We start from the raw sequence: 25,323 nt of genomic DNA on the forward strand, positions 1-25,323 counted from the left end.
TCATGATCATTGAACACCGCACCTATACCGTGCCGCACGGCACGCTGGACGATTACCTGGCGCGCTTCGAGCGGCAGGCGCTGCCGGTGCTGCGGCACCATCTCGGCCACCTGGTGGGCGTGTATGTCAGCGAGATCGGCCCTTTGAACCAGGTGTTGCACATCTGGGCCTACGACAGCCTGGCCGATCGCGAGCAGCGCCGCGCCACCCTGGACGCCGACCCGGACTGGATCGCCTTCAAGCAGGGCAATCGCGGCGCGTTCATCGCGCAAGAAGTGAAAATACTGCGCCTGGCGCCGTTCTCGCCGCGTCCCGGGCAGCCGTCCGCATGAGCCGCGCCACGCCCTGCGCGCACAGTGCGCTGAAAGCCAGGCTGGCGCGCGGCGAGCTGGCCATGTCGCTGATCGTGCGCAGCGCGCGTGGCCCCGAGATTGCGCTGGTGGCTCGCAGCAGCGGCTTCGACGCGCTGTACATCGACCTGGAGCACAGCCCGCTGTCGCTGGATACCGCCAGCATGCTCTGCATTGCCAGCCAGGCGGCAGGCGTCACGCCCCTGGTGCGCGTGCCGCAGGCCAGCGCGGCCTGGGTGTCGCGCGCGCTGGACGGCGGCGCCATGGGCGTGATCGTGCCGCACGTCGAAGACGCGGCCACGGCCCGCGCCGCCGTGGCGCTGGCCAAGTATCCGCCGCTAGGGCAGCGCTCGGTGTCCACCACCTTGCCGCAACTGGCCTACCAGGCCATGCCGGCGGCCGAGTCGCAGTGCCTGCTGAATCGCGAGACGCTGGTGGTGGCGATGATAGAAAGCCGCCAGGGCCTGTGGCATGCCGACGAGATCGCCGCCGTGGAAGGCATCGACATGCTGCTGGTTGGCGCCGGCGACCTGGCGGCCGACCTGGGCGCCGCCGGCCCGGCCGTCCAGGCGGCGCTGCGCGACGCGTTCGATACCGTCATCGCCGCGTGCAAGCGGCACGGCAAGGCGGCCGGGGCAGGGGGGCTGGCCGGCCAGCTCGACCTGCTGGCCGAAGTCGTGGCGGCGGGCGTGCGCTACGTGTCGGCCGGCACCGATACCGGGTTCCTGCTGGCGGGCGCGCAGGCCAAGGTCGCCGCCATACGCGCGCGATGCCCGCCCGGAGCCGATGGCCGATAAGTTGTCCACGGTTTGTGCACCGGGTTATACACGTGGTTTGCACGGGCTTATCCACAGCCTTGTCCCCAGGCTGGGCCGAGGGCGGTCAGGGTGGATGGTGGGCGAGAAAAAACCATGTATAATCTCGTTCTTCTCGCGGCGGGGCTGCCTTTTACACGGGGCGTTTCGCGGCTAGCGGGCTGTTAGCTCAGTTGGTAGAGCAGCGGACTCTTAATCCGTAGGTCGAGTGTTCGAGCCACTCACAGCCCACCAGAATTCAATAAGACAAAGCCCTTACGGTATCTGCCGTAAGGGCTTTGTCTTTGCAGGCTCGCAGCCGCCTTCGCACGACGCGGGTCTGTCAAGACTTCTGACCGCTCCACATAACCTCTCCGCTGATCCAGCAACCTGCCATTCGGCCATCGGCATCGAAACGGGTACCTCAAGCCCCTTGCCGGTCTGGTCGGCCGCCACGCCAGGGGCCGGTCAGTGCCGAGGCAAACACCACGGCGACAGGTTGCTATGGTCGGGCCGGTTTTGCAATCCAATCCGCGCCCTGACGCTTTATTATCTTGATTGATCGAATCATCACGCTTCAGTAGATCCGGCGGTCCGGGCGTCTGGCGTGTCCGCCAGCGTTGTCATCCGGAGCCCCAGCATCATGCAGATTTTCCGCTCGATATTCCTCGCCGCCCTGTTCGCGGCTGTGTGCGCGTCGGTCTCGGGCTGCGCCAATACGCCATCGCCGCCGCCCGAGCCGCAGGCGCAGCCCGCCGCCGGACCGCAACCCCGGCTGACGATCCAGGCGGGCGAGGGCGAAAAGCTGAACCTGCCCTGGTTCGTCCGGGATGCGCAGCACTGGATCAACGAGTAGTTTCCCGCACGCCTTCAGCACATCGGCGCCCTAGCGCCAGGATGCATCCATGAATCCGGACCCTTTCAATTTGCAGCGGTTCGTCGATGCGCAGACTAGCGTCTATGCCGAGGTGCTGGATGAACTGGCCCGTGGCCGCAAGACGACCCACTGGATGTGGTTTATCTTTCCGCAACTGCAAGCCTTGGGCCGCAGCGGCACGGCCCGCCACTACGGCCTGGCGTCCAAGGAAGAGGCGGCGGCCTACCTGCGGCACCCCGTGCTGGGCGAGCGGCTGCGCCAATGTGTGGATCTGCTGCTTGGGTTGGGACAGACCGACCCCCACGCCATTTTCGGCTCGCCCGACGACCTGAAGTTCAGGTCGTGCCTGACGCTTTTTGCCGCGGTCGCGCCCGGCGAGTCCCGGTTCAGCGATGCGCTGGACCGGTTTTATCCGGAAGGGCCGGACAGGCTGACGCTGGACCTCTTGGGGTAGGGCTTGCGTCGTGTTCCACCGGGTTGATTACCGGTGCCGCTTCAGTCGGCCCGCTATTTTGTTAGTGCGCTCACCTGCTCGAACGACCCGGATGGTTTCATCCGGGCGCTTCGCTCTTTACCGCGCATTCTCCTGAATCTTCTCTCCGCCGCGTTCAATGTCTTGGCCGGCGCCGTGCATGGTGTTGCAGCCTGCCGTCACGCTGGCGGCGAGCAGAGCCATTACGACCATCCATTTCTTGCTGTTCATATCCTTCTCCTGGTTCAGGTTGAGAACTCGACTTGCACGCGCGGACAGCAAGTAGCGTGCCCGGGGCGGTGGCGGGCGGAATCTGCGGCGCCCGGCGCAAGCAGGATGGAATACAAGTTTCTGGGGTCGGGCAGGGCGGGAATCAACGCCACGTCGCGGCCCAGCCCCAGCGCGGTGACTTCTTCGTACAGCACGCGCAGCACGGAAAAATCTTCCATGGCGAAGCCCACGGAATCGAACACGGTGATGCCGGCATCGCTGGCGCGGCCGGCGGCCTGCCCGCGCAGCACCCGCCATAGTTCCGTAACCGGGAAGGCGGCATCCATTTGCTGGATGTCGCCTTCGATGCGGCTTTGCGGCTCGAATTCGACAAAGACCGAGGCCGCGGCCAGGATGGCGGGGTGCAGCTCGGTTTTGCCGGGGCAGTCGCCGCCCACGGCGTTCAAGTGCATGCCCGGCTCGATCATGCCGGGCGTCAGGATGGTGGCGCGGGTCTTGTCCGCCGTGACCGTGGTCACGATGTCGGCGCCGCGCACGGCCTCTGTGATGCTGTCGGCCGCGATCACCGCCAGGCCTGGCGTGGCGGCCAGGTTGCCGGCCAGCTTGCGGGTGGCCGCGGGGTCGATGTCGTAGGCGCGTATCTCTGCAATACCGAGCAGGTGGTGGAACGCCAGCGCCTGGAATTCGCTTTGCGCGCCATTGCCGATCAATGCCATCGAACGCGCGCCCGGACGCGCCAGCGCACGTGCCGCCATGACCGAGGTGGCGGCGGTGCGCAGCGCCGTGGCCAGGGTCAGCTCGCTGACCAGCAGCGGGCGGCCGGTGGCGACCTCGGCCAGCGCGCCGAAAGCCATGACGGTGGGCAGGCCGCAGCGCGGGTTCTTCGGATGGCCGTTGACATACTTGAAGCTGTACAGCGCGTGGTCGGCGGCGGGCATCAGCTCGATGACCCCGTCGGGCGAGTGCGTGGCCAGGCGCGCTGATTTATCGAACTCCGGCCAACGCAGGAAGTCGGCGTGGATGGCCTGTTCGAGCCGCTTCAGCAAGCCGGGCAGCGTTCGCCGTTCGACCAGGGCGGCGACATCGGGAGTGGTAAGCAGCAGGGTCATGGCGATCTCCGTGGCGCATGCCTTGATTCTGCGTTGCCGCACTGTCAAGAAACAGCTTGCATCCTGCGCAAAAAACCACGATAAGATGCCAAACCGGCGCCCGGAATTGACGAAATGAGAATGGACGATCTCGATCAACGCTTGCTGGGGCTGTTGCGGGCCAACGCGCGCGAGTCCGTGGCCACGTTGGCCAAGCGCCTGAATGTGTCGCGCGGCACGATCAACAACCGCATCGCTCGCCTGGAAGCCGAGAACGTCATTGTGGGCTATACCGTGCAGTTGCGTCCCGACGCGCAGCCCGTGCACATATCAGCCTGGATGAGCATTGCCATCGACGGCAACGAAACGCGGCGTGTCATCAGTATGCTGCTGGGCGAGCCGGGCGTGGCGGCCCTGCACGACACCAACGGCCGCTGGGATCTGCTGGCCGAACTGCGCGCGCAAAGCATTGCCGAAATGTCGGAAGTCCTGGAGCGGGTGCGGCTGATCAAAGGCATCGCGGCTACTGAAACCAGCCTGCACCTCAAAAGCTACAAGGCCGGGTGAGCCGCGCGCGTATTCAAGAAGATCGGCATGGACCGCATGGCCGCCATGGCAACCTATGTCGCCGTTTCCAGGCCGGGTCATTTGGCCGGCGCGCGGATCGGCGCCCCGGGCAACGCGGCGGCAGAGGCTGCGGCAAGTAGCGCCGCTGCCGCCACGACCCAGGCGGCGGCATGCCAGCCGTAGGCGTCGATGGCTCCCCCCATCGCTATCGGGCCGACGATCTGGCCCAGGTTGTTGCCTTGCATCACCAGGCCCACCACGATCGGGGTCAGGGCGGCGGCGGGGGCCGCCAGCGGCGCGCTCGACAACAAGGTGGCGGGGATCAGTCCGCCTACCGCCGAGAACACCACGCACAGCAGAAACACGCCCGCGTCGGGCAGCAGCGGCAGGAAGATGCCAAGCGCAGCCGCGCCCATGGCGACGCTGGCCGTGCACAGCACCAGCGGCCGCGCCACGCCGCGCGCCAGCAGATGTCCGGCGGCCAGGTTGCCCAGGATGTTGACGGCGCAGGCCAGCGCGCTGAGCAGGCCAGCCGTCCGCCAGGAGGCTTGCATGCGTTCCATCAGCAGTTCGGGCAGGAAGCTGAACACGGCAATGAACATCAAGCTGTAGCAGGCAAAGACGGCGGCCAGCAGCAAGGGATTGCGCGCTCGCGCCACGCGGGCGGCATCGCGGCGCGCGGCGCGCCAGCCCAGCGGCGCGCGAGGGCCGTCGCCGGGCACGGTGGCCAGCACGGCCACGGCGGCCGCCACGACCAGCCCGCAGCAGGCCCACCACAGCGAGCGCCAGCCGCCCAGCAATGGGCCAACCAGCATGGCGATGGCCATGCCGGCCGGCATGAAGCAGCTCCATAGTGCGAACGCCAGGTCGCGGCGGTCTGCGCGCACCATGTCTTGCCGCTGCAGCACCGCGGGCCCGGCCACGGTAATGAACAGGAAGCCCGCGCCCTCGATGACGCGGGATGCCAGTAGCCAGCCATAGACCGGACTGGCGGCTCCCACGGCGGCGCCGACAGCCGTGGCCAGCAGGCCGCCGACCAGCGCGCGCCGCCCGCCCACGCTGCCGATGACGACGCCGGCGGGGATGCCGCCCGCCACGCCCAGCACGGCGAAAATGCCGGTCAGCCAGCCCAGCGCATCCAGGTTCAGGCCCAGGTCGGACTGCAGCATCGGCCCGGCGATGGCAGCCTTGCCGACCTGCATGGCGGCCACGACGCCGCAGCCGACCACTATGGCCACGGCGGCCCAACGGGTACGGAAATTGGAGGCTGGCGCAGGCGTCATGGCGGCGGAGGGTTGAGCGATTCTGGTGAAATACTAGCGTTGGGAGTCGAGCAGAAGAAGTGACATAATTGAGATTGTTTTGATCATCTAAAACGATCATGCTCGACGCACTGACGCTGGACCAGATTCGCACCTTCGTGGCGGTGGCCGAGCAGGGCAGCTTCCGGGCAGGGGCCGCCCGGCTGCGGCGCGTGCAGTCCGGCGTCAGCGCCAGCATCGCCAACCTGGAAGCCCAGCTGGGCATTGCCCTGTTCGACCGCGCGGGCCATCGCCCGGCGCTCACGCCGCAAGGGCGTGCGTTGCTGGTCAATGCCCGCGACATCCTGCTGCGCGTCGACGCCATGCGCGCCCGTGCGCGCGGCTTTGGCGAAGGGGTCGAACTCGAGCTGGCGCTGGTGGTCGACACCTTGTTCCCGCTGCACCAGATCGGCGCGGCGTTGGCCGAGCTGCAGGCCGCCTACCCCTCGGTGGCGATCCGGCTGGATATCGAGCCCTTGGGCGGGCCGTTGCAGGCGTTGCTCGAACAACGCTGCACCCTGGCCATCATGGCCGGAGAGAATTTCCGCGATCCGCGCATCGCCTTCGAGGCCTTGTCCGAAGTGAACCAGGTGGCGGTCGTGGCGGTCGGTCATCCGCTTGCCGCGCGCGCCCAAGGCGAGCACATCGGCGCCGCCGAACTGGCCGACCATGTGCAGATCGTGCTGGCCGATCCCACGCCGCACTCCAGCGGCCGCGATTTCGGCGTGATGTCGCCGCGCACGTATCGGGTTGGCAATCAAGACGCCAAGCATGCATTGATTCTGGCGGGCGTGGGCTGGGGCCGCCTGCCCGAATGGCAAGTGCGGCGCGACTTGGACGAGGCGCGCCTGGTGCGGGTGCGCACCCCGGTGTTGGGGCGCAACAGCGCCGCGGTGTCGGAAATCTATCTGGCCCATCGGCTGGACGCGCCGCTGGGGCCGGCCGCGCGTAGTCTGGCCGCCATCCTGGGACGCTTGTGCGCGCGTTGATGCCGGCGCTCGCGCGGCCATGGCGGCGCGGCTGCTGTCGGCATGCTGAATGGAGGCCTCGCGCTTCGCTTGGCGCGGCGCAAGAAACTGTCTAGTATCGAAGCCTGCTGAACCACACCCAATAACAAGCAGTTGGCCGATACCCGCCGCGGGTGCCGCGCCTCCAAGGAGACATCCATGCTACGCATCAAACAGGTTCTGGTTTCATTGGTCGTTGCCGCGCTGCCGTTGGCGGCCGGCGCCGCCCCGGCCAAGGTCATGGCCCCCGGCGGCCCCGGCGGCGGCTACGATGCCGCCGCGCGTGTGCCGTTGCAGGTCATGCAGGAAGCCGGCATCTTCACTGATGGCTACCAGGTCACCAACAAGGGCGGAGCGGGTGGCACCATCGGGCTGGCCGAATTCATCAATACCAGCAAGAACGACGACAACGCCATCATGTCGATGGGGTCGATTCTGGTGGGTGGCATCATCCTGAACAAGTCGCCGGTCACGCTCGATTCGATCACGCCGCTGGTGCGCCTGACCGACGATGCCGACGTGCTCGCGGTGCCGGTGAACTCGCCCATCAAGAACGTGGCCGACGTGGTCGACGCACTGCGCAAGAACCCGGGCGCGCTGGCCATCGGCGGCGGCTCGGTCGGTGGCGTCGACCACGTGGCCGCCGGGCTCATCGCCAAGTCGGCCGGCGTGGCGCCCAGCAAGCTCAACTACATTCCCTATCCCAGCGGCGCAGAGCTGGTGCCGCTGCTGGTCAGCGGGCAGTTGAAGCTGGCGCTGTCGGGTCTGTCGGAATTCAAGCCTTATGCCGACCAGAAACGCCTGCGCATCATTGCCGTCACGTCCGAACAGCGGCTGCCTGGGGTGGACGCGCCCACGCTGAAAGAGTCGGGTGTGGACGTGGTCATCGGCAACTGGCGCGGCATTATCGGCGCGCCTGGCATGAGCAAGCAGGGGCGCGACATGTGGCTGGATCGCTACCAGAAGCTGCATGCCTCGCCGCAATGGAAAAAAACGCTGGCCGACCACGGCTGGTCGGATGCCTACCTGGCCGGCGATGCGTTCGCTAAGTTCCTGGACGACGAAAAAGTCCGGCAGGAACAGGTATTGAAGGACCTGGGCCTGGTCAAGTAACGCACCAGGAGAAACCGCCATGTCCGCATTACCGCAGCGCCGCCCCTGGTGGCTGGGGCTGGCCGTGATCGCCATCGGGGCGGTCTGGCTGCAGCAGGGATACGCGCTGCCCAAATCGGGCGGCTATGCCGGCGTGGGGCCCGGCGACTTCGTCATGCTGGTGGGGGCCGCGCTGATCGTACTGGGCCTGGCCCTGCTCGCGCAGATCGCGCGCGGCGATACCTTCGAGCCGCAAGAGGCCGAAAGCGCCGAAGCCGGCGCGCGCCCCTCGCGCAAGGCCTTGCTGTTCGCGGCGGCGGGGGCGGCCATTCCGCTGCTGACCATGCGGCCGCTGGGCTTTCCGCTGACGGCGATGCTGGCTTTCGCGCTGGTCACGCATGCATTCGGGTCGCGCCGCGTGCTGCTGGACTGCGCCATTGGGCTGGCGCTGGGCACGATCTGCTGGCTGGGGTTCACGCGCCTGGGCGTGACGCTGGGCGGCGCGCTGCCGCTGGCGGGGTGGTGACATGGACGCCTTTCATTCCCTGATGGCCGGCTTCGGCGTGGCGCTGCAGCCGGCTCACTTGATGTGGGCTTTCGTGGGGGCGCTGCTGGGCACCGCCATCGGCGTGCTGCCGGGCATCGGGCCGGCGCTGACCATCGCGCTGCTGCTGCCGGTGACCGTAAAGGTGGCGCCCACGGCGGCCTTCATCATGTTCGCGGGGGTGCTGTACGGCGCGATGTATGGCGGGTCTACCACGTCCATCCTGCTGAACACTCCTGGCGAAAGCGGCTCGATGATGACGGCGCTCGAAGGCAACAAAATGGCGCGAGCCGGGCGCGGCGCGGCCGCGCTGGCCACGGCCGCCATCGGGTCGTTCGTGGCGGGCACACTGGCCACCCTGGCGCTGACCTTCCTGGCGCCGGCCATCGCCGAACTGGCCTTCGTGTTCGGGCCGGCCGATTATTTTGCCCTGATGCTGCTGGCGTTCACGTCGGTGTCGGTGGTGCTGGGCACTTCGCGCGTGCGCGGCTTCATCGCGCTGTTCCTGGGGCTGGCAATGGGCGTGGTCGGCATCGACGGCCCGTCGGGCCAGGCGCGCCTGGCGTTCGGTTCGCCCGACCTGCTCGACGGCATCGACATTACGGTGGTACTGGTGTCGCTGTTCGCGGTGGGCGAGATTCTGTACGTGGCCAGCCGCTACCGCAGCGCACCGCCCGCGGTGAACCCGCTGGCGGGCGGACACTGGATGACGCGGGACGACTGGCGGCGCTCGTGGAAGCCCTGGCTGCGTGGCACCTTGCTGGGCTTTCCCATAGGCGCGCTGCCGGCTGGCGGCTCCGAGGTGCCCACTTTCCTGTCGTACACAATCGAACGCCGGCTCAGCCGCCATCGCGACGAGTTCGGCCGTGGCGCCATCGAGGGCGTGGCCGGGCCCGAGGCGGCCAACAATTCGGCGGCCGCCGGCATCCTGGTGCCGTTGCTGACGCTCGGCCTGCCCACTTCAGCCACCGCCGCCGTGCTGCTGGCGGCGTTCCAGAGCTACGGGCTGCAGCCTGGGCCGTTTCTGTTCATCAACAGCGCCGACCTGGTGTGGGGCCTGATCGCCTCGCTGTACGTGGGCAACCTGATGTTGCTGGTTCTTAATTTGCCGCTGGTCGGCCTGTGGGTGCGGCTGCTGCTGATTCCACGGCCGTACCTGTATGCGGGCATCCTGGTGTTCGCCATGGTGGGCATCTGGGGCGTAGGCACGTCGTGGATGGATTTGCTGCTGATGTTCAGCATCGGCCTGATGGGCTACGTGATGCGCGTATACGACTTTCCCATCGCGCCGGTGCTGATCGGCCTGATCCTGGGGCCGTCGGCCGAAACACAGTTGCGCCGGGCGCTGTCCATCGGCGAAGGCAATCCGGCCGTGCTGCTGTCGTCGCCGCTGTCGGTGACGCTGATTGTGCTGGCGCTGGCGGTGCTGTTCCTGCCGGGCCTGCTGCGCAAGCTGCGCGCCAGCGCTTAGGCCAGGGGCAGTTGTTCGCATTAAAAGGCAGGCGGTCCGGTACAAAAAGTTGCAGATGTCCGCGACGGCCTTGCTAGCATGGTTCAGCCGGGTCCCCCGGCACTGATAAACAGCGTCACAGGAGGCTGCCATGCAAGCAAGAAGAACACTCCCCCGTATCGCCGCCGTCGCGGCCGCCACGTTGCTGGCGGCCGGCTGCGCGACCCCGCAGCAAACCAACACCGCGGTCGGGGCTGGCGCCGGCGCCGCGGCCGGCGCGGGCATTGGCGCCCTGATCGGCCACGGCAAAGGCGCGGCCATTGGCGCCGGCATCGGCGCGGTGGCAGGCGGCCTGATCGGCTACAACTGGTCGGGCGTGAAAAAAGACGTGCAGCAGTCGGGCGCCAGCTCGCTCGGCATCGACGTGGTCGAAATGCCCGACGGCAGCCTGAAGGTGAACATTCCCAGCAATGTGTCGTTCGACACCGACAAGGCCGTGCTCAAACCCGCCCTGTTGCCCGTGCTCGATAGCGTGGCGCGCGCGCTCAACCAGCATCCCGAACTGCGCGCCAAGGTGGTGGGCCACACCGATAGCACCGGCAGCGCCGCTCATAACCAGACTTTGTCGGAAAACCGCGCGCGCAGCGTCACCGACTACCTGGGCAAACAGGGCGTGGCGCCGGCCCGCATGACGATCGAGGGCCGCGCGGCGCGCGACCCCATCGGCGACAACGCCACCGCCGAAGGGCGCGCCGCCAACCGGCGCGTGGAAGTCTATCTGTACGCGGTCAAGCAGTAGACGCACAACGTGGCACGGCGGCCGGGCGCAGGGGCGCGCGGCCGCTTTTTTCAGGAGAACCCCACCATGAGCGAGCCATCGCCGCCGCGCCTGGGCGCGCAGGCCGTGCTGCCGGGCCTGCCCGGCTGGCAGGCGCACGCCGGGCGCGATGCCATCCAGAAGACATTCCAGTTCAAGGACTTCAATGCCGCTTTCGGCTTCATGGCGCGCGTGGCCATGCAGGCCGAAAAGCTCGACCACCATCCCGAATGGTTCAATGTGTACAACCGCGTCGATGTGGTGCTGGCCACGCATTCGGCCGGCGGCGTCACCGAGCTCGACGCGCGGATGGCGCGGTTCATGAACGAAACGGCCGCGTCCATGGGCGCGGCCGGTTAGGGGGCAGAGAAGGCGGGCTTCAGTTGCGCACGTAGTAAATGCGCATGGCCTGCTGGCGCCCGGACGGATCAAGCACCTGGATGCGTACCGATCGCGGCGTGAAGTTTTCAGGCACTTCGGCCGCGCCCTGCGCGACCTGGTAGCGGCCCAGGCTGACGTCGATGGGATCGAGTTCGATGGTGCCCGAACGGCCATTGCGGTAGACGCCCGTTACCGCCAGATTGAGCGTGCCCTTGAAGGCCGGGCCGTCGCTGCTTTCGCGCATCAGCAACACCTGGTAGTTGAGCTTGCCGGGATCGCGGCTGAACGAGCCCGAGCGCACGCCGATGTCGGTGCCGCGCGGGTCGGGCGGAATGGCGTCCTGGAAGATCTTGAATTCCTGGTTCAGCGCCTGGATGCGGGCGCGGGCCTGCTCCAGATCGGCCGACGCCTGGTCGCGGGTGGCCTGGTTGGCGTCGCGCTGCGCCACGGCTTCGGCCAGCTGAGTACGCAAGCGCTGGCGGTCGAGGTTGGCGGTGTTGAGTTCGGACTGCAATTGCTCCGATTGTTCGGCGGTCAGGCGTGGCGGGCCGTAGTTGGCCTGCAGGAACAGCACGCCGCCGGCGCCCAGGCCGATGCCCACCAGCAGCAGCACCAGCCAGCGCGGCATGCGCCGCGTGCGTTTGCCAGGTTGGTAGACCGAAGGCTTGAAAACGGCCCGTTGCGAGCGTCCGAACATCCCCATGCGAGAACCCTGTGTTGATATATGTCTGCCGGTAAGCAACCGGCCAAAACCCTAGAGGATACCGTGTGACAGCATCGACAGGTTACGCCAGATAACTCTCGTTGCGTACGTACGGCTTGGAAACACCTTTTCAGCCGGGCCGCGCGGCGGCCAGCCGGGCATCCAGCGCGGCCAGGCGCTGCGGCGTGCCCACGTCGGTCCAGGCGCCGGCGTGATGCGCGCCGAGCACCGCGCTGCGGGCCATGGCCTCGCGCAGCAAAGGCGCCAGGGGCGCTGGCGTGCCGGCCGCCAGGCCATCGAACAGGGCCGGCCGGTACACGCCGATGCCGGCGAAGGTCAGGCGGCCGGCCGTGCCGGTGCCGACTTGGCCATCGCCAGACAAGGTGAAGTCGCCTTGCGGATGGTGTTCCGGGTTGTCCACCAGCAGCAGCCAGGCATCGGCGCGGGCGGCGTCCAGGTTGCGCGCCAGGCCGGCCGCCTGGGCCGGGTGCCAGTCGCACCAGATGTCGCCGTTGATGGCCAGGAACGGCTGCGGACCCAGCAGCGGCAGGGCCTGGGCAATGCCGCCGGCGGTTTCGAGCGCGGTGGACTCGGCCGAATAGGCGATGCGCACGCCGTAGCGGCTGCCGTCGCCCAGCGCCGAGGGCAGTTGCTCGCCCAGCCAGGCGTGGTTGATGACGATGTCGCGAATGCCGGCCGCGGCCAGGCGCTCGATATGCCACACGATCAGGGGCTTGCCGCCGGCCGGCAGCAGCGGCTTGGGGGTATGGTCGGTCAGGGGCCGCATGCGCTCGCCGCGCCCGGCGGCCAGGATCATGGCGCGCATCAGAAGGTGTACCCGGCCCGCACTTCGCGGTTGTCGAGTTTGTCGAGCAGGCGCAGCAGGGGCTTGAACACGCCGTAGCGCTGCGCCACCTGCCGCACGTAGCCGTTGACGCGCGGCATGTGCGCCAGGTACGCGGGCTTGTTGTCGCGGTGATGCAGGCGCGCGAACACGCCCAGGATGCGCAGGTTGCGCTGCAGGCTCATCCATTCGTAGGCCTGGTGGAAGGCCGCGAAATCGCTGTCGACCGGCAGGCCGGCGGCGCGCGCCATTTCCCAGTAGCGCGCGGCCCAGTCGAGCTGTTGGGGCTCTTCCCAGGTGGTGCGCGCATCGGTGACCAGCGAAGCCAGGTCGTACGTGACCGGGCCGGCCAGCGCATCCTGGAAGTCGAGGATGCCGGGGTTGGGGCCGAAGGCGGGGTCGTCGCACACCATCAGGTTGGGCGAATGGAAGTCGCGGTGCACCAGCACCGGGGCCTGCGCGCCGTTGGCCGCCGACAACAGGTTGAAAACTTGCCGCAGCGCGGCGGCGGTCTGGTCGTCGAGCTGCACGCCATGGTGGCGCGCCACATACCACTCGGGGAACAGTTCGAGTTCCGCGGCCAGGCGCGCCTGGTCGTAGGCGGGCAGGCCGTCGGTGCGGGCCTGCTGCATGCGCACCAGAGCCGCCAGCGCGTCGCGGTACAGCGACTGCAGCTGCGCGTCGGGCAGGCCGGCCTGGATGCGCTGGTAGTAGGTGTCGCGCCCCAGGTCGGACAGCAGCAGCAGGCCCTGGGCCGGGTCTTGCGCCAGCACCTGGGGCACGTTCAGGCCGGCCTGGGCCAGCAGGCCGCCCACATGCAGGAACGGGCCGACGTCTTCATGGGGCGGCGGGGCGTCCATGACGATCAGGGTGCGGGCCCCGGCGTTCAGGCGGAAATAGCGGCGGAAGCTGGCGTCGCTGGACGCGGGCCGCAGGGTTTCGGGCGCCAGTTCGAGGCTGGCGGGCAGGGTGCCCAGCCAGGCATGTACCTGGTCCAGGCGCGGGTCGTGGTGGGTGCTCAAGAGGGCCGTCTCGGAGTGCGGTAGGGTTTGGTTGCGAAGCGCGCGCGCGGCCGATGGCGGCGATGGCGCGCGGCTTCTCTATAATACCGGGTCGTTCCCGTTGGCACGCGGCTTTCCGCGCGGCCTGCCCGGGCCGCCACCGCCGCCATGCGCGTCCGCGCCGGGGCGGGTGTTTCTGTCGATAAGGTTTGCGTTCACGGTGTGTATGGTCCGGTGGTTGATCCTCTCTGCTGTCAGCTTGGCCGGGGCCGTCCATGCCCAAGGCAGCCAGGGAACCGTCCCGCCTGCCGACAACGCTGCGCCGGGGCTGCGCGAATCGGCCCGGCTGCGCACGTCGCCGGGCTTGCGCATGCACCGGCTCGAAGACGACCAGATTCCCGTCTTCACCGAGTCCGATCACCTGAAGGGCGATCCCGATTCCAATGTCACGCTCACCGGCAGCGCCCAGGTGCGCCGCATCGACGGCGTGGTCAAGGGCGACCACATCGACTACGCCAGCGACACGGGCGCGGTCGACATCCAGGGCAACGCGCGCCTGATGCGTGACGGCACGCTGGTCACCGGCCCGTCGGCGCAGTTCAACATCGACACCGACAGCGGCGAAATCGAGTCTCCCGATTTCTGGATCGGCGCCAGCGGCGGCTTTGCCCGCGCCGAACGGGCCCAGATCTTCAGCCGCTCGCAAATGCGGCTGACCACCGTGCAGTACAGCGGCTGCCCGTGTCCCAAGCCGTCGTGGTACATCAAGGCCGACAGCGTCGACCTCGATTTCGACGAAAACGAGGGCGTGGCGCGCAACGGCGTGCTGTACTTCAAAGACGTGCCGCTGCTGGCGTCGCCGTACCTGACCTTTCCGGTCAAGAAAGAGCGTAAATCGGGCTTCCTGGTGCCCACCTACGGGTTTACCAGCAAAAGCGGCATCGACCTGTCGCTGCCGTACTACTTCAACCTGGCGCCCAACTACGACCTGACGCTGCAGCCGCGCTTCTTGAGCAAGCGCGGTCCGCAGCTGGGCGGCGAGTTCCGCTACCTGGGCCGCTCGTACAACGGCAGCCTGGTGGGCACGTACCTGTCCAGCGACCGCGAAACCGGTGACCACCGCTGGATGTTCCGGTCGCGCCACCAGCAGTTGCTGGGCGGCGGGTTCTACACCGACTGGGATTTCGCCAAGGTTTCCGATGACGATTATTTCCGCGATTTTTCCACGCTGGGGCTGAACGAGGCGTCCACCACGTACTTGCCGCAACGCGGCCGGGTGGGCTGGTCCAGCCGCTACTGGCAATCGTATGCGCAGGTCTACAAGTACCAGACCCTGCAAGACCCGGACGCCCCGCTGGCGCCGCCCTACGACAAGGTGCCCGAACTCTACCTGAAGGGCGCGCGCTACGACGTGGGCGGCCTCGACCTCGAATGGACCAACACCGCGGTGCGCTTCAAGCGGCCGTTGCTCGAAGGCGTGCGCCTGGGTCCCAACGGCGACCGCTTCCAGACCTACGCCACGGCGGCCTATCCCATCGTGCGCCCAGGCTGGTTCCTGACGCCCAAAATCGGCCTGAACTACACCCAGTACCAAACCGACTGGTACCGGCTATCCGACAATCCGCGCTCCATCTCGCGCACCCTGCCGATCTTCTCGGTGGACGCCGGCATGGTGTTCGAGCGCGACACCACGCTATTTGGCAACGATTCCATCCAGACCCTCGAACCGCGTCTGTACTACCTGCGCGTGCCGTATCGCGACCAGTCCGAGATTCCGGTCTACGACACCACGCTGGCCAACTTCAGTTTCGACCAGGCCTTCCAGGAAAACATCTACACTGGCGGCTGGGACCGCATCGCCAACGCCAACCAGTTGACGGCCGCGCTGACGACGCGCTGGCTGGATGCCGACACCGGCTTCGAGCGCCTGTCGCTGTCCGCGGCGCAGCGCCTGTATTTCGAAGACCAGCGCGTCACGCTGCCGGGCGAAACGCCACGCGACAACGTGCGCTCCGACTTCCTGGTGGCCGCCAGCGCCGCCCTGACCGACACCCTCAGCACCGAAGTGGCCGCGCAGTACGACCCCTACCGCAATAACTGGTCGCGCGGGCTGATCAGCGCGCGCTGGCGGCCGCAGCGCCTGACTTCGGTGGCGTTGTCGTACCGCTACCAGCGCGATCCGCTGCCGGGCGTGGCCTACCAGCCGCGCGGGCAAGACCAGATCAGCCTGGCGTTCCAATGGCCGTTCAGCGAACGCTGGTACGGCGTGGGCCGCATCGACTATTCCCTGCGCACCGAGCGTGCCACCGCCACCGCGGCCGAAGAGTCGCCCCGTGTCACGCAGGCCATCGCCGGCCTCGAGTACAAGGGCGATTGCTGCTGGACCGGCCGTGTCGTATTCCAGCGCTATGCCGTGTCGGCCACCGATGCCAACACGGCGGTGTTCTTCCAGCTCGAGCTGACCGGACTGGGTTCGCTGGGCACCGATCCCATGAGCCTGCTGAACAAGAGCATACCGGGCTACCAGTCCGTAACGCCTCCGACGCCTCAGGGCACGACATTTGAAAGGTATGAATGATGCGTAGCTTGCACTTCCTGCGCCGGCTGCCCGGTAATCTGCTGATCCTGGCCCTGTGCGCGGGCGCGTCCGCCGCCCAGGCCCAGCAGCCGGCCGGCAGCCGCGCCGCCAAGCCTGCCTCGACCCCGGCCACGGCGCCCCAACCCGCGCCGCAGGGCGAGCAATTCGTCGACGGCATTGCGGCGGTGGTCAACAAAGACGTCATTACCCTGCGCGAAGTCGAAAGCGGCGCGGCGCGCGCCACCGAAGACCTGAAGCATCGCGGCATCCAGGTGCCGCCGCCGGACGTCCTGCGCCGCCAGGTGCTGCAAAGCCTGATCATGGAGCGCCTGCAGAAGCAGGAGGCCGACCGCCTCGGCATCCGCGTCAACGATGCGCAGATCGACCAGGCCATCGAGACCATCGCCGGCCGCAACCGCATCCCGGTGGCGCAGATGCGCGCAGAGATTGAAAAATCCGGCGTCACCTGGGCGCAGTACCGCCAGTCGCTGGGCAACGACATCCGCATGAACCGCTTGCGCCAGCGGGCGGTCGATTCGAACATCATCATCACCGACGCCGAAGTCGACGCCTTCCTGAAAGACCGCGCGCACAATCCCGCCGCCGGCACGGGCTTCAGCGGTCAGCCAGCCGGCCAGCGCGCGCCGCAGCCCACGCAGTCAGGCCCCGAGCAAGTGGCGCTGGCGCAGATCCTGGTGCGCGTGCCCGAGGGCGCCAGCTCCAGCGAGGTGGCGCGCCTGCGCAAGAAGGCCGAGGGTCTGCTGGCGCAATTGCAGCAGGGCGGCGATTTCGCCAACCTGGCGGCCTCGTCGTCCGACGGGCCCGAGGCCCTGCAGGGCGGCGTCATGGGCGCCCGCCCGCTCGATGGCTGGCCCGACCTGTTCATCAAGGCCATTGCCTCGCTGCAGCCCGGCCAAGTCAGCGGCCTGATCCAAAGCGGCAACGGCTTTCACATTCTGAAGGTGCTGGACCGAGCCGGCGGCAACCGCCCCGCGCCGGCCCAGGCCGCGGCGCCCCAGCCGCCCGTAGCGCCGCAGCCCGGCGCCGGCATGCCGGCCCACCAGGGGCCGGTGCAGGTCACGCAGACGCACGCCCGCCATATCCTGATCAAGACCTCGGCCGTCATGAGCGACGACCAGGCACGCCAGCGGCTCGAACAGATCCGCCAGCGCATCGTCAATGGCGGCGCCTCGTTCGCCGACATGGCGCGCCAGTATTCGCAGGACGCCAACGCGCCGCAGGGCGGCGACCTGGGCTGGGTCAACCCCGGCGAGATGGTGCCTTCCTTCGAGCAGGCCATGAACGCGCTGCCGGTCGGAGGCGTCAGCCAGCCGGTGCTGTCGCCCTTCGGGTGGCACCTCATCCAGGTCGAAGAGCGGCGCGAGCACGACGTCAGCGACGAACTGCAGCGCATGCAGGCGCGCCAGATCCTGTTCGAGCGCCGCGCCGAGCCGGCCTTCGAAGATTGGCTGGCGCAGCTGCGCAACGAGGCCTACATCGACAACCGCCTCGAGAAGCAAGAGCGCATCGAGCAGAACAACCGCTGACCACGGCGCGAGCCATCATGAGCAGGCATCAGGCGCGCAAGCGCTTCGGGCAACACTTCCTGACCGACGACAGCGTGGTCGAGGCCATCGTGCGCGCCATCGCGCCCGCCCGCGGCGACCGTGTGGTCGAGATCGGCCCGGGCCTGTCGGCGCTGACGCAGCCCCTGCTGCGCGGCCTGGACCACCTCACGGTGGTCGAGATCGACCGCGACCTGGCGGCGCGCCTGCGCAACGCGCATGCTCCCGGCCGGCTCACCGTGATCGAAGCCGACGCCCTGACCGTCGATTTCGCCAGCCTGGGCGAGCGCCTGCGGGTGGTAGGCAACCTGCCGTACAACATTTCCAGCCCGCTGCTGTTCCACCTGATGGCGGCGGCCGATACGGTGCGCGACCAGCATTTCATGCTGCAGCGCGAAGTCATCGACCGCATGGTCGCGGCGCCAGGCAGCGCCGACTACGGCCGCTTGTCGGTGATGCTGCAGTCGCGCTACCGCATGGACAAGCTCTTCGACGTGCCACCCGAGGCCTTCGACCCGCCGCCGCGCGTGGTTTCGGCGGTGGTGCGCATGGTGCCGCTGCCGGCCGACCGCCTGCGTCCGGCCAGCGAAGCCGCCCTGCAGGCCGTGGTGGCGCGCGCCTTCGCCCAACGCCGCAAGATGCTGCGCCGCGGATTGGGTGACTGGGCCGCGCTGGTGCCCTGGGATGCCCTGGATATCGCGCCGACGGCGCGCGCCGAAGAAATCTCTGTCGAGAAATTCATTCGCCTGACCGATGCGCTGCTGCAGGCCGGCGCGGTGCCGGCCTGATCGCGGTTATTCCCCGTGCCTACAGCATGCGCTTTTCGGCGGCCAGCCAAAGCTGCATGACGTCGCGGGCGCGGTCGCACAGGTACTGGCCCGCGTTCTCGCAGGCCTGCTGCAGGCTGACGGGCCCCGGGGCCAGGCTGAACGCCGCGGTAATGCCGCCGGCGTGCAGGTCTTGATAGCCTTCGCCCAATGATCCGGCCAGCGCCACGACCGGTACGCCCGCCCGCCGCGCGATGCGCGCAACCCCGGCCGGGGTCTTGCCGCGCAGGGTTTGCGCGTCCATGCGGCCCTCGCCGGTGAAGGCCAGCGCCGCGCCTTCCATGGCCTGGGCCAGTTTGCCCAGTTCGGCGACCAGCTCCACGCCGGGGCGAAAGCGCGCGTTCAGGAAAGCGTGCGCGGCATAACCCAGCCCGCCGGCCGCGCCGGCGCCGGGCGCATCGCGCATGTCGCGTCCCAGGTCGCGCGCACAGACATCGGCCAGCCGGGCCAGGCTGCGGTCGAGCAGGGCGACTTGTTCGGGCGACGCGCCTTTCTGCGGCCCGAACGTGTGCGATGCGCCCTGCGGGCCGCACAGCGGGTTGTCGACGTCGGAGGCGATGTCGATCTGCACGCCGGCCAGGCGCGGGTCCAGGCCTTGTACATCGATGCGCGCGAGCTGCTGCAGGGCAGCGCCACCGGGCGGCAGGTCCAGGCCATTGGCGTCCAGGAAGCGCACGCCCAGGGCCGCCAGCATGCCGGCGCCGCCATCGTTGGTGGCCGAACCGCCCAGCCCCAGGATGATGCGACGCGCGCCGGCGTCCAGCGCCGCGCGCAGCAATTCGCCCACGCCGCCGCTACTGGCGCGCAGCGGGTCGCGCCGCTCGGGGGGCGTTTGTTCCAGCCCGGCCGCGGCCGCCATTTCGATGACGGCGGTGCTGTCGTCCAGCCAGCCCCACGCCGCCTGCATGGGTTCGCCCAGCGCGCCGCTGACGGGCGTGGTGCGCCATTGGCCGCCAGTGGCGGCGAGCACCGCCGCCACCGTGCCTTCGCCGCCGTCGGCCATGGGCACGCACAGGGTGCGCGCGCCGGGAAAGGCCTGCTTGACGCCGCGCTCGATGGCCGCGGCGGCATCGGGGGCAGAGAGGCTTTCTTTGAAAGAGTCGGGGGCGATGATGATTTTCACGGTGGTCGGTGGCAGGCGCGCAACGTAATGGGATCGGGTATGCGCATAATACCCGCGGCCGGGGCGCGCGTCGTACCATAGCGCTTTCGTCTTTCTGCGAGAGGCTTATCCCCATGTCCGTACTGCGCCGCACCAAAATCGTCGCCACGCTCGGGCCGTCCACCTCCACGCCCGCGCAGCTGGAAGCGCTGGTGCGCGCCGGGGTCGACGTGGCTCGCCTGAATTTCTCGCATGGCACCGCCGACGATCACCGCGAGCGCGCGCGCCTGGTGCGCGAAATTGCCGCCAAGCAAGGCCGTTTCGTGGCGCTGATGGGCGACCTGCAAGGCCCCAAGATCCGCATCGCGCGCTTTGCCGACAAGCAGGTCACGCTGCATGCCGGGCAGCCTTTCGTCCTGTCGAACAGCCATCCCAAGGACGCGGGCGACGCCACCATCGTCGGCATTGACTACCCCGAGCTGGTGCAAGACTGCAAGCCGGGCGACGAGCTGCTGCTCGACGACGGCCGGGTCGTGCTGCTGGTCGACCGCATCGCCGGCGATGCCGTGCACACCACGGTCACGGTGGGCGGCCCGCTGTCGAACAACAAGGGCATCAACCGGCGCGGCGGCGGCTTGTCGGCGCCCAGCCTTACCGACAAAGACCGCGCCGACATCCTGGTGGCGGCCGAACTCAATCTCGACTACGTGGCGGTCTCGTTTCCGCGCTATGGCCGCGACATCGACGAGGCCCGCCAACTGGTGCGCGCCGCCGGCAGCGAGGCCTGGATCATCGCCAAGATCGAGCGCGCCGAGGCCGTCGTCGACGACGAGGCGCTCGATTCGCTGATCCGCGCCAGCGACGGCGTCATGGTCGCGCGCGGCGACCTGGGCGTCGAAGTGGGCGACGCCGAACTGGTGGGTATCCAGAAGCGCATCATCCAGCATGCGCGCACGTTGAACAAAGTGGTGATCACCGCCACCCAGATGATGGAGTCGATGATCTCCAGCCCGCTGCCCACCCGCGCCGAAGTCTCGGATGTGGCCAACGCGGTGCTCGACTACACCGATGCGGTGATGCTGTCGGCCGAAAGCGCGTCGGGGCAGTACCCGGCCGAGGCGGTGCAGGCCATGGCGCGCGTGTGCCTGGGCGCCGAAAAACACCCCACCACCACGCATTCGCACCACCGGCTGGGCGAAACGTTTTCGCGCTGCGACGAAACCATCGCCCTGGCGGCCATGTACGCGGCCAACCATTTCCCGGGCGTGAAGGCCATCATCGCCCTTACCGAAAGCGGGCACACGCCGCTGATCATGTCGCGCATCCGTTCGGGCGTGCCCATCTACTGCTACAGCCCGCACAGCCAGACCCAGCACCGGGTGGCCATGTTCCGTGGCGTTTACACCGTGCCGTTCGACCCGTCGGCCTACGACCCGGCCGAACTCAGCAACGCCGCCATCGACGAACTGAAAAAACGCGGCCGCGTGCAGCCGGGCGACTGGGTCATCCTGACCAAGGGCGATTTCTACCGCGACAGCGGCGGCACCAACGGCATGAAGATACTGATGGTGGAGTGAATCGCCGGCGCAGGGGCCGGCGGGTGGGGTAGTCGCCCTATGCCGGAACTGCGCGGCGCAGCACCCGGCCGGGCCGTGCGCCGGCCGATCGCCCATCGCGCCACACGACCTCGCCGTTGACCAGCACGGTGTGGATGCCGTCCGAGGGCGCGACAGGTTTGGCGAAGGTTGCACGGTCAGAGACGGTGCCCGCATCGAATATTGCCAGATCGGCGTAGGCGCCCTCGCGCACCACGCCTCGATCGGCCAGGCCAAAGCGCTCAGCGGTCAGGCCCGTCATCTTGTGTATGGCCTTTTCCAACGGAAACAGCCCCAGGTCGCGGCAATAGTGGCCAAGGATGCGCGGAAAGGTTCCCCAAAGCCGTGGGTGAGGCTGCTCATCATGAGGCAGTCCATCCGACCCGATCATGGTTTCGTCGAATTGCAGTATGCGCTCCACGTCCGCATCGTCCATGCGAAAGTAGATGGCCCCGGCGGGAAGCAGCCGCTGCACGGCATCTTCCAGCGAGCAACCCATTTCTTGCGCGATATCGGCAAGATCGCGGCCGGCGTATTGGGGCAGGGCGCGCGACCAGGTCACGATGGTGCGCGACGAACCCACTGCATGTGAATAGGTCAGAATGGTTGACGAAGCGGGATACGGATAGCAATCGAGGCACACCGGCTGGCGCGCCATCGCGTGGCGGATGCGTTCAAGCGTCTCCTGCGAACGACCAAAGTTGTTCACGCCGGTGACTTTGTGGTGGGAAATGACGACGGGCACGCCAAGCTCGCGGCCTATGCGGAAGGTCTCGTCCAGGGATTCCATAATATCGTCGCCTTCGTCGCGCATGTGCGTGCAATACAACCCGTGGTGATGGGCAAGCGGGCGACAGATTTCAATGACCTCTTCCGTGGACGCGGCCATGGCCGGGGCGTAGGCCAGGCCTGTCGAGACGCCGATCGCGCCGGACTCCATCGCTTCGGCGACATGGCCCCGCATGGCGGCGATCTCCGCCTCGTTGGCGGGGCGCCCGAGATCGCTCATGGTGATGACTCGCAGTGTCGAGTGACCTACCAGCATCGCGCAGTTGGTGGCCGCGGGCTGGGTGCGCAGCGAATCGAGATAATCACCGAAGCGGGCGTACCGGTACCATTGGCCTGACGCGTCCAGCAGGTCCAGCGGCGGCGTGATCGTGGCGGGCGCGGGCTGCGGCATGGGCGCGAGCGAAATGCCGCAGTTTCCCCCGATCACGGTGGTTACTCCCTGGCTGACCTTGGGGGTCATATCGCCGGCCGACAGCATCACCCTGTCGTCATGGGTGTGCGCATCGATGAACCCCGGGGCGGCTACCAGGCCGACCGCGTCTATCTCCCGGCGGCCCCGCGCATGGCTCAGGTCGCCAATGCGGGAAATACGGTCTCCATCTATGCCTATGTCGCCTTCGAAACGCGCCGCCCCAGTGCCATCGACGATCTCGGCATGGCGGATCACAACATCATAAGTGGCTTGCATATTGACTAGCTCCGTTCTCGGAATCAGGTTCCGGCGGTCGCCTGGATGGCGGTAGCCGGCATGGGGCGGAAATGGCGGAAATCCCAGTCGCGGCCGGGGGCGGCGTGGATCAATGCCCGCGTGTAAGAGTCTTTCGGCGTGGTCAAGACCTGCGCCGCAGAACCCCGCTCGACCATGCGTCCATGTTGCATGACCATGATGGAGTCGCAGACTTGCGCGGCGACGCGCAGATCGTGGGTAATGAACAGCACGGCGATGCCCGTGCGCACGCGGACTTCATCGAGCAGGGCCAGCACTTGTGCCTGGACAGACACGTCCAGGGCGGATACGGCTTCGTCGGCCACGAGAATATCGTCGCTGGCCGAAGACAGCAACGTCGTGCTGAACGCCTGCCGAATAGACGCCGTATGCGTGCACGGCGATCCCAGCCGGAATTCCTGGGGCTGCAGGGTGATGGGCCGGCCAGCGCGGGTGACCTTCTGCGTGGCCATGTTCACCACCAGGTCGGCCACCCTCAGTTCCTTGATTTCCGGTCGCGGACGTGTCCGCCTGACCAGCGCGTCCATGCGGGCCACCAATTCAGAAAATGAAAAGGGTTTGACCAGGTAGTCGTCTCCGCCCGCGCGCAGGCCGTCCACACGATCGTCTACCGCGGAAAGCGCGCTGAGGACGAGCACCGGAGTCGTCTTGCCCAGCGCGCGCAATGTCGACAGGATGGACAGGCCGTCGACGTTATTGGGCAGGATGCGGTCGAGGACGATGATGTCCCAGTGTTCTTTCATGGCGTGATCGAGTCCGCTGACGCCATCCGGGCAGACCTTCACCGCATGTCCCAATTCCACGAGGCCATTGGCCAGGTAGCGCGCGTTGTCTTTGTCGTCTTCAATAATCAGGCATTGCCACATCATTACATCCCGCCGCGGGCCCGTCACGGCCCAGGGCCTTGCAATATAGCGGAATAGCGCGCGCCGGCGGCCATCACGCAGGCTTCATTACGAAATGGTAAGGCTGGGGTAATACACGCTTGCAGCGAACTGGCTAAGATGCGGGAAAACGCGCAGCAGGGGCGTGTTCGGTATCGAGGTATCGCTATGAGCCTGTACGTCAATCCCAGTCTGGATCCCGGCCAACGCATCCGCAGGGTGTTCACCTTTTATGAGCTCGTCGAGCTCACGACATTCGGCAAGTTGTTTTTCGAACGGCCCGACACGGGGCGAGCCGCAGCCCGTGCTGCGGTCATTGTCGATCGACCTGAAGACCTTGCTCGAGCGCGTGATGGTGCCACCCGCCGCGTCGGCCCGGTTCTTGCGGGTGGTGGCGGACCTGGTGCAGCGCATTACGGATGCGCCGGTGTTTCGCGCCAGCGGCCTGCGCTGTCACCCGAAGAACCAGTAGCACACGCCGATGGCCGCTAGCACGCCGGCCAGGTCGGCCGCCAGCGCGCAGCCCACGGCATGGCGCGCGCGCAGGATGCCCACCGAGCCGAAGTACACCGCCAGCACGTAGAACGTGGTTTCGGTGCTGCCCTGCATGACCGCGGCCAACAGCGCCGGGAAACTGTCCACCCCGAAGTGGTTCATGGTTTCCAGCATCATGGCGCGCGCCGCGCTGCCCGAGAACGGCTTGACCAGCGCAGTGGGCAGGGCGTCGACGAAACGCGTGTCCCAACCGGCCGCGTGGGCCAGCCAGCGCACTCCGTCGAGCGCCATGTCGAGCGCGCCGGAAGCGCGCAGCACACCTACCGCGCACAGCATGGCCACCAGGTAGGGCAGCAGGCTCTTGGCGACGTCGAAGCCTTCCTTGGCGCCGGCGATGAAGGTCTCGTAGACCGGCACGCGCTTATAGGCGCCCACCAGCAGGAAGGCCAGCAGCACGCCGAACAGCGTGATGTTGCCCAGCAGCGACGACAGGCTGGCGATGGCGGTGGCCGACATGCCCGCCAGCAGGGCCATGAAGCCGCCCAGCAGCAGGGCGGCGCCGCCCAGCCAGGCCAGCGCCACTGGGTCGTACAGCTTCAGGCGTTGGCAGGCCGCCACGGCCAGCAGGCCGGCCAGGGTGGACGCGCTGGTGGCCAGCAGGATGGGCAGGAAGATCAGGGTGGGGTCGGCCGCGCCCTGTTGGACCCGGAACATGAACAGCGTGACCGGCAGCAAGGTCAGCGACGAGGCATTGAGCACCAGGAACAGTATCTGCGCGTTGCTGGCGGTGTCCGGCGTGGGGTTGAGCGTTTGCAGCTCGCGCATGGCGCGCAGGCCGATGGGCGTGGCGGCGTTGTCCAGGCCCAGCCCGTTGGCGGCGAAGTTCAGGGTGATGAGGCCGATAGCGGGATGGCCGCGCGGCACCTCGGGCATCAGGCGGGAGAATAGCGGTCCCAGCAGCGTGGCCAGCTTCTCGACCAGACCGGCGGCCTCGGCGATGCGCAGGAAGCCCAGCCACAGGGTCAACGTGCCGAACAGCAGCACCATGACGTCGACCGAAACGCGCGCCATGTCGAACAGGCTGGCCACGATCTGCCGGAACACGTCGGCATCGCCCACTGCCAGCCAGCGGTACAAGCCCGCGGCGGCTGCAACCAGGAAGAAACCCAACCAGAGTTTATTGAGCATGACGGAAGACAAGGGCTGCGTGAAAAAGGCCGGCAGCGGCGACGCCCATTGTCG

General features: G+C 67.7%; 25 protein-coding genes, 1 tRNA gene and 2 pseudogenes. 17 read left to right on the top strand and 11 right to left on the bottom strand.

Annotated elements, in window-relative coordinates:
* Positions 1 to 2: 2 nt before the first annotated feature.
* The 5 genes from BPET_RS03755 (at position 3) to BPET_RS03775 (ending at position 2,475) form a co-directional block, all read left to right on the top strand.
* Positions 3 to 332 (top strand): NIPSNAP family protein, encoded by a 330-nt coding sequence (locus BPET_RS03755; protein ID WP_012247760.1) that lies wholly within the window; start codon positions 3 to 5, stop codon positions 330 to 332.
* Positions 329 to 1,147, top strand: coding sequence for an HpcH/HpaI aldolase family protein (locus BPET_RS03760; protein ID WP_012247761.1), 819 nt, complete (start codon positions 329 to 331; stop codon positions 1,145 to 1,147). Before BPET_RS03755 ends, BPET_RS03760 begins: the two co-directional genes overlap by 4 nt.
* 176 nt (positions 1,148 to 1,323) lie before the next feature.
* A tRNA-Lys gene (locus tag BPET_RS03765) sits at positions 1,324 to 1,399 on the top strand.
* 388 nt (positions 1,400 to 1,787) lie between these two features.
* Entirely contained in the window at positions 1,788 to 2,000 is a 213-nt protein-coding gene (locus tag BPET_RS03770; protein ID WP_012247762.1) for a hypothetical protein, read from the top strand.
* A 49-nt stretch (positions 2,001 to 2,049) separates the two neighbouring features.
* Entirely contained in the window at positions 2,050 to 2,475 is a 426-nt protein-coding gene (locus tag BPET_RS03775; protein WP_012247763.1) for a DUF1810 domain-containing protein, read from the top strand.
* 117 nt (positions 2,476 to 2,592) lie between these two features.
* Here BPET_RS03775 and BPET_RS03780 read toward each other — a convergent pair whose 3' ends face one another.
* The gene (locus tag BPET_RS03780) at positions 2,593 to 2,706 is read right to left on the bottom strand and encodes an entericidin A/B family lipoprotein (RefSeq protein WP_407921178.1); all 114 of its coding nucleotides are present in this window, start codon (positions 2,704 to 2,706) and stop codon (positions 2,593 to 2,595) included.
* A gap of 32 nt (positions 2,707 to 2,738) precedes the next feature.
* Entirely contained in the window at positions 2,739 to 3,833 is a 1,095-nt protein-coding gene (locus BPET_RS03785) for an ornithine cyclodeaminase (protein WP_012247764.1), read from the bottom strand.
* A 120-nt stretch (positions 3,834 to 3,953) separates the two neighbouring features.
* Between BPET_RS03785 and BPET_RS03790 the strand changes: the two genes are divergently transcribed.
* Positions 3,954 to 4,379, top strand: a complete 426-nt coding sequence (locus tag BPET_RS03790) for an Lrp/AsnC family transcriptional regulator (protein WP_041862684.1) — start codon at positions 3,954 to 3,956, stop codon at positions 4,377 to 4,379.
* Between the two features lie 77 nt (positions 4,380 to 4,456).
* Here BPET_RS03790 and BPET_RS03795 read toward each other — a convergent pair whose 3' ends face one another.
* Entirely contained in the window at positions 4,457 to 5,662 is a 1,206-nt protein-coding gene (locus BPET_RS03795) for an MFS transporter (RefSeq protein WP_012247766.1), read from the bottom strand.
* Positions 5,663 to 5,760: 98 nt separating this feature from the next.
* Between BPET_RS03795 and BPET_RS03800 the strand changes: the two genes are divergently transcribed.
* The 6 genes from BPET_RS03800 (at position 5,761) to BPET_RS03825 (ending at position 10,950) form a co-directional block, all read left to right on the top strand.
* Entirely contained in the window at positions 5,761 to 6,669 is a 909-nt protein-coding gene (locus BPET_RS03800) for a LysR family transcriptional regulator (RefSeq protein WP_012247767.1), read from the top strand.
* Positions 6,670 to 6,846: 177 nt separating this feature from the next.
* Positions 6,847 to 7,800, top strand: coding sequence for a tripartite tricarboxylate transporter substrate binding protein (locus BPET_RS03805; RefSeq protein WP_012247768.1), 954 nt, complete (start codon positions 6,847 to 6,849; stop codon positions 7,798 to 7,800).
* A 19-nt stretch (positions 7,801 to 7,819) separates the two neighbouring features.
* Entirely contained in the window at positions 7,820 to 8,305 is a 486-nt protein-coding gene (locus BPET_RS03810) for a tripartite tricarboxylate transporter TctB family protein (RefSeq protein WP_012247769.1), read from the top strand.
* 1 nt (position 8,306) lies between these two features.
* Positions 8,307 to 9,794 carry a tripartite tricarboxylate transporter permease gene (locus BPET_RS03815; RefSeq protein ID WP_012247770.1) on the top strand — a complete coding sequence of 496 codons (1,488 nt, stop codon included), beginning with the start codon at positions 8,307 to 8,309 and terminating at the stop codon, positions 9,792 to 9,794.
* Between the two features lie 130 nt (positions 9,795 to 9,924).
* Positions 9,925 to 10,572, top strand: a complete 648-nt coding sequence (locus BPET_RS03820; RefSeq protein WP_012247771.1) for an OmpA family protein — start codon at positions 9,925 to 9,927, stop codon at positions 10,570 to 10,572.
* A gap of 66 nt (positions 10,573 to 10,638) precedes the next feature.
* Positions 10,639 to 10,950 (top strand): 4a-hydroxytetrahydrobiopterin dehydratase, encoded by a 312-nt coding sequence (locus BPET_RS03825; protein WP_012247772.1) that lies wholly within the window; start codon positions 10,639 to 10,641, stop codon positions 10,948 to 10,950.
* 19 nt (positions 10,951 to 10,969) lie between these two features.
* On the opposite strand, the gene BPET_RS03830 is transcribed toward BPET_RS03825, so the two are convergent.
* From BPET_RS03830 to BPET_RS03840, 3 genes are all read right to left on the bottom strand, one after another.
* A complete protein-coding gene (locus BPET_RS03830; protein ID WP_012247773.1) occupies positions 10,970 to 11,674 on the bottom strand; it encodes a DUF6776 family protein in 705 nt (234 codons plus the stop codon).
* Positions 11,675 to 11,804: 130 nt separating this feature from the next.
* On the bottom strand, positions 11,805 to 12,500 hold the full coding sequence (gene murU, locus BPET_RS03835) for an N-acetylmuramate alpha-1-phosphate uridylyltransferase MurU (RefSeq protein ID WP_012247774.1): 696 nt from the start codon (positions 12,498 to 12,500) through the stop codon (positions 11,805 to 11,807).
* Positions 12,500 to 13,540 carry an aminoglycoside phosphotransferase family protein gene (locus tag BPET_RS03840; RefSeq protein ID WP_012247775.1) on the bottom strand — a complete coding sequence of 347 codons (1,041 nt, stop codon included), beginning with the start codon at positions 13,538 to 13,540 and terminating at the stop codon, positions 12,500 to 12,502. The genes murU and BPET_RS03840 overlap by 1 nt, the downstream gene beginning before the upstream one ends.
* A gap of 199 nt (positions 13,541 to 13,739) precedes the next feature.
* Here BPET_RS03840 and BPET_RS03845 point away from each other — a divergent pair, with 199 nt between their 5' ends.
* The 3 genes from BPET_RS03845 to rsmA are packed head-to-tail and all read left to right on the top strand — an operon-like array spanning position 13,740 to position 18,450.
* On the top strand, positions 13,740 to 16,097 hold the full coding sequence (locus BPET_RS03845) for an LPS-assembly protein LptD (protein ID WP_041862686.1): 2,358 nt from the start codon (positions 13,740 to 13,742) through the stop codon (positions 16,095 to 16,097).
* Positions 16,094 to 17,644: a peptidylprolyl isomerase gene (locus tag BPET_RS03850; protein WP_012247777.1), complete on the top strand. Its 1,551-nt coding sequence runs from the start codon at positions 16,094 to 16,096 to the stop codon at positions 17,642 to 17,644. Before BPET_RS03845 ends, BPET_RS03850 begins: the two co-directional genes overlap by 4 nt.
* A 17-nt stretch (positions 17,645 to 17,661) precedes the next feature.
* Complete coding sequence (gene rsmA / locus BPET_RS03855) at positions 17,662 to 18,450, top strand: 16S rRNA (adenine(1518)-N(6)/adenine(1519)-N(6))-dimethyltransferase RsmA (RefSeq protein ID WP_012247778.1); 789 nt, start codon at positions 17,662 to 17,664, stop codon at positions 18,448 to 18,450.
* A 19-nt stretch (positions 18,451 to 18,469) separates the two neighbouring features.
* Here the strand turns inward: rsmA and BPET_RS03860 are convergent, their stop codons facing one another.
* The gene (locus BPET_RS03860) at positions 18,470 to 19,612 is read right to left on the bottom strand and encodes a glycerate kinase (protein ID WP_012247779.1); all 1,143 of its coding nucleotides are present in this window, start codon (positions 19,610 to 19,612) and stop codon (positions 18,470 to 18,472) included.
* A gap of 113 nt (positions 19,613 to 19,725) precedes the next feature.
* On the opposite strand from BPET_RS03860, the gene pyk reads away from it, so the two are divergent.
* Positions 19,726 to 21,168: a pyruvate kinase gene (gene pyk / locus BPET_RS03865; protein ID WP_012247780.1), complete on the top strand. Its 1,443-nt coding sequence runs from the start codon at positions 19,726 to 19,728 to the stop codon at positions 21,166 to 21,168.
* A 37-nt stretch (positions 21,169 to 21,205) separates the two neighbouring features.
* Here the strand turns inward: pyk and BPET_RS03870 are convergent, their stop codons facing one another.
* From BPET_RS03870 to BPET_RS03875, 3 genes and pseudogenes are all read right to left on the bottom strand, one after another.
* The gene (locus BPET_RS03870) at positions 21,206 to 22,663 is read right to left on the bottom strand and encodes an N-acyl-D-amino-acid deacylase family protein (RefSeq protein ID WP_012247781.1); all 1,458 of its coding nucleotides are present in this window, start codon (positions 22,661 to 22,663) and stop codon (positions 21,206 to 21,208) included.
* Positions 22,664 to 22,686: 23 nt separating this feature from the next.
* Positions 22,687 to 23,016 (bottom strand): annotated as a pseudogene (locus tag BPET_RS27080) (microcin ABC transporter ATP-binding protein); the annotation flags it as partial.
* A 72-nt stretch (positions 23,017 to 23,088) separates the two neighbouring features.
* Positions 23,089 to 23,568, bottom strand: a pseudogene (locus BPET_RS03875) (response regulator transcription factor); the annotation flags it as partial.
* Positions 23,569 to 23,890: 322 nt separating this feature from the next.
* On the opposite strand from BPET_RS03875, the gene BPET_RS26875 reads away from it, so the two are divergent.
* Positions 23,891 to 24,058, top strand: coding sequence for a hypothetical protein (locus BPET_RS26875; protein ID WP_158310068.1), 168 nt, complete (start codon positions 23,891 to 23,893; stop codon positions 24,056 to 24,058).
* Here the strand turns inward: BPET_RS26875 and BPET_RS03880 are convergent.
* Positions 24,040 to 25,269: a nucleoside recognition domain-containing protein gene (locus tag BPET_RS03880; protein ID WP_012247784.1), complete on the bottom strand. Its 1,230-nt coding sequence runs from the start codon at positions 25,267 to 25,269 to the stop codon at positions 24,040 to 24,042. The two genes, BPET_RS26875 and BPET_RS03880, sit on opposite strands and share 19 nt — an antisense overlap.
* Positions 25,270 to 25,323 lie beyond the last annotated feature (54 nt).

This window comes from Bordetella petrii, from assembly GCF_000067205.1.
Lineage (GTDB): Bacteria > Pseudomonadota > Gammaproteobacteria > Burkholderiales > Burkholderiaceae_B > Bordetella_A > Bordetella_A petrii.